We start from the raw sequence: 3,238 nt of genomic DNA, 5'->3' as shown, positions 1-3,238 counted from the left end.
TCTTCAGTACTTAGTATGCCAAATCTATAGCAGAGCGAAGAAAAGAGAGACAAAACAACTGAAATTAATAGTAGGCAAAGCCTGAAGCGAAAAAAGGGGTAGTGACAACAGAAGAGATAGAAAGGATGTTAAAAGATGCAGCAGCAGAACTCTTGGAATCAAAACTCACTGAATTGAAGAGATTAGGGATTGATGAAATAGCACTGATCAAAGGAAAAGGAAATTACTGTGCGGTATTAATAGATTTAGAAAAGTCTAAATTAATCGGTATTTTGCCAGCCAGGACACAAGAGGAAATTAGTCAAGTACTGAGGGGATGGGGGAAAGAAGTCTTAGAGTCAATAGAAGAAGTAAGTATAGACTTGTGGAAAGGGGCGATCACGACTGAGCAAGCCATACTCAATGTCATGAGGGCGAACGTATTGAGAGGACAAGAGGTGAGATAAATTGACGCGGATAAGGTGCGATCGCAGCCATACTCACAAGACTTGATTGCACGAAACAGAGAAACAGTATTGACGCAACTGTCATAGTGCTTACGGAACATCATGCGATCGCATTGGAGGGAAAGTGCGAGCGCCTTTTGGATGAGGTGAATGTGCGATCCTCCCTTGGAGGCGCTTCGCTAACGCACTATAAAATCAAAGAACTCTGCCAAACATTGAGAACTCTCAAGCTTCGTGAAAACCGATACCATATTCTATTGGGGTGCAGTTGTTCTCTATCCAACTCAAGAGATAGACACAGGAGATATCAAACATTACCGTGAATTCTTCGCCAGTCAGCGCGTCCGTCGTGTCTATCTAGATGAATTCGGTTCAACGCTAGGGCAGTCAATTGGCATTGCAACCCTTAAATTAGTGGTAGAACCAGAAGAAACTGCTGGAGCAAAAGCTAGGGTGTTGATAAACCAAGCAAGACTTGAAATAGCTGATGAAGCCGCCAAGCGGGAACTCATACAATTGATAGAAAGGATAATTGTTTATAAATTTCCCCAAAAAACTCCGGAGGAGATAGAACGAATGCTGGGTTTAGGTGAACTAAAGCAAACAAGATTTTATCAAGAGGTTTTTCAGGAAGGCATAGAAGAAGGTGAGCGCCGAGGTAAGTTAAAAGCAGTGCCTCCCATGTTGACATTAGGGTTGAGTGTGGAGCAGATAGCAGAAGGGTTAGGTTTAGATGTCGAGCTAGTGAGGCAGGCGGCAGCATCTCATCTGTTGGCATCGGAAAGGAGTGTGGAGCAGGTGGCAGAGGCGTTAGGCTTGGATGTTGAGGTAGTCAGACAGATGGAAGCATCCAAGACTCAGAATGATGAACCCGCTGAAGAAGAGTAATTTTTGAAACTTTTGCCGCACAACCGCTTCGTATTGAATTCTTTAAATGAATACACAAAGGCAAGGGCACAATATGTCGTGCCCCTACGAAATTGGGGCTATAAAATTGGGATGCTTCCCGGTTAGGAAGGCGATGTTGCGTCTACTGGAGTAAGCTCTAATCGATAACGATAGAGAGCCACAGGTCGCTCTAACGCTTTAAAATAATCAGCATCTTGAGGTGAGAGGTAAATGGCAGTGACTTGATCAGCCTCGATCGCTAATGTAGGCGATTCCTGTCGCTGATACGCGGTTGTCGTTTCTACCTGATTCAAATAAGGCTGAGGTATTCCCCGAAAGATTTGGTTTGAAACCTCTGTGCCAATAAACCGATCCGGGGCTGGCATTTCCTCCGCTCGACCCGTAACAATGGAGATGAGTTGACGCCCTGTGCGTAGAAAGGTGATTTGGCGATTGGGAGAATTCGGATCGACTTTGACGGATTGAATAGTGCGATCGCCTAAATAAGCCTTACCAATATTCAATCCATTAAATTCACGGTCTGCTACCACTGTAGTCGTTTTACCGGGCTGGGGCAACGGCGAGCGCCCCGATTTTTGCAGTTTGAGAGGAACAAGATTTTCTGCGATCGCAGATGACTGAGGGGTGACAGCTTGAAACCGCACAAGAAAACTAACGGGCTGATTGAGATAGCGGCGATTGCTTTCAAACCCCGGCGTTACCACCTCTGGTGCTAGCGGTGCTACCTGCTCAACTAACGTGCTGGTAACGTTCCAGGTGCCCTCCATCCAAGCAGGATAAATCAAATCCCCCTGTGCTGCGGTAACGGGGGGTTTGCTCTCCCAATTAGGAAACTGCGCCATGCGATCAGCCAACTGCCCTGCCTGTGCCTCACCACTCCAAAGCAGTAACACCACAGCTAGGCAAAATCTAAACATCCCTCTAGTGATGTCCAACACTGTCTTACTTGATAAGTAGGTAGACATAAATAAATAATGGTGTGTAAACATAAGAGACTAAAATCCTTTTCCCTTCTGCCTACTCCTGCGGAGAACGCTGCGCGAACTGCCCTCTGCCTTGTCTCAAGACAAATATTAATGTCGGCCTACTTCTACTTATCACACCTCCACAACAGGAGTGGGTTCCCAAATTTCTCCGTATTTCTCCCGCAGTGCCTGCCATGTTTCTACCTGTCCTGGTTCGTATTCCCCTGGTTTACCCCATTGCAGAAACGCACTCAACGCAGATTCCTCGTTTTCGTCCAGAAAGCGAATCGCATAGGTTGTAAAATTTCCCCGTTTTGCTTCACCTTCTTCAAACTTCACCTTTTTAATCGCATCCATATTCAGGTGAAATTCCAAGGTTTCTTTGTGCATATTGGCGTACTTTCCCTTGGGTAATTCAGCATAAAATATCTTTTCGATCGTAGTTCTCGCTTCCAAAACTGCTGCACGACTGGTGACAATAAGACGTAGGGTTCCCAGCGTTTCGCAAGCTTCCAAAAATTCTTTCAGGGTAGCAGTCATAGAATTAGATTTAAGTAAGGATTAGGAAAGTATTACAGTTTTAAAAGACAGACTTAGCAGAGGAACAGAAAATTCTGCCTAATTCTCTATGCCCCTATTGCTCATGCTTCTCGTAAGCGGCAACGATTTGCTGAACGAGGGCATGGCGGACAACATCTTTAGTTGTCAGTTCACAGAAAGCAATCTCTTTAATCGGACGCAAGATTTTCTGAGCCACTGCCAACCCTGACTGCTGGTTTGCAGGCAAATCTGTCTGTGTGACGTCACCTGTAACCACCATACGAGAACGAAAACCGATGCGTGTCAGCACCATTTTCATTTGAGCCGGTGTTGTGTTTTGCGCTTCATCAACGATGACAAAGGCATTGTTGAGGGTGC

Annotated in this window: 4 protein-coding genes and 1 pseudogene; 2 read left to right on the top strand and 3 right to left on the bottom strand. The window is 45.5% G+C overall.

Features of this window, described 5'->3' with window-relative positions; translation table 11 throughout:
* Positions 1–101 precede the first annotated feature (101 nt).
* Positions 102–368 (top strand): annotated as a pseudogene (locus tag V6C93_RS05490) (transposase); the annotation flags it as partial.
* 312 nt (positions 369–680) lie between these two features.
* Positions 681–1,334 carry an Rpn family recombination-promoting nuclease/putative transposase gene (locus V6C93_RS05485; RefSeq protein WP_333475644.1) on the top strand — a complete coding sequence of 218 codons (654 nt, stop codon included), beginning with the start codon at positions 681–683 and terminating at the stop codon, positions 1,332–1,334.
* Positions 1,335–1,456: 122 nt separating this feature from the next.
* Here V6C93_RS05485 and V6C93_RS05480 read toward each other — a convergent pair whose 3' ends face one another.
* From V6C93_RS05480 to V6C93_RS05470, 3 genes are all read right to left on the bottom strand, one after another.
* Entirely contained in the window at positions 1,457–2,320 is an 864-nt protein-coding gene (locus V6C93_RS05480; protein WP_333475643.1) for a DUF6816 family protein, read from the bottom strand.
* 132 nt (positions 2,321–2,452) lie between these two features.
* Entirely contained in the window at positions 2,453–2,860 is a 408-nt protein-coding gene (locus tag V6C93_RS05475) for a ChuX/HutX family heme-like substrate-binding protein (protein ID WP_333475642.1), read from the bottom strand.
* 94 nt (positions 2,861–2,954) lie between these two features.
* A partial coding sequence (locus V6C93_RS05470) for a PhoH family protein (RefSeq protein WP_333475641.1) occupies positions 2,955–3,238 on the bottom strand: 284 nt, incomplete at its 5' end.

Source organism: Allocoleopsis sp. (assembly GCF_036703385.1).
In the GTDB taxonomy this organism is placed as follows: Bacteria; Cyanobacteriota; Cyanobacteriia; order Cyanobacteriales; family Coleofasciculaceae; genus Allocoleopsis.
Note: the sequence above shows the minus strand (reverse complement) of the source record. Positions and strands in the feature narration are given on the sequence as shown.

Excerpts from the sequence above, each read along its gene's own strand:
- V6C93_RS05480 (WP_333475643.1), bottom strand. The coding sequence starts at position 2,320 with ATGTCTACCTACTTATCAAGTAAGACAGTGTTGGACATCACTAGAGGG.
- V6C93_RS05475 (WP_333475642.1), bottom strand. The coding sequence starts at position 2,860 with ATGACTGCTACCCTGAAAGAATTTTTGGAAGCTTGCGAAACGCTGGGA.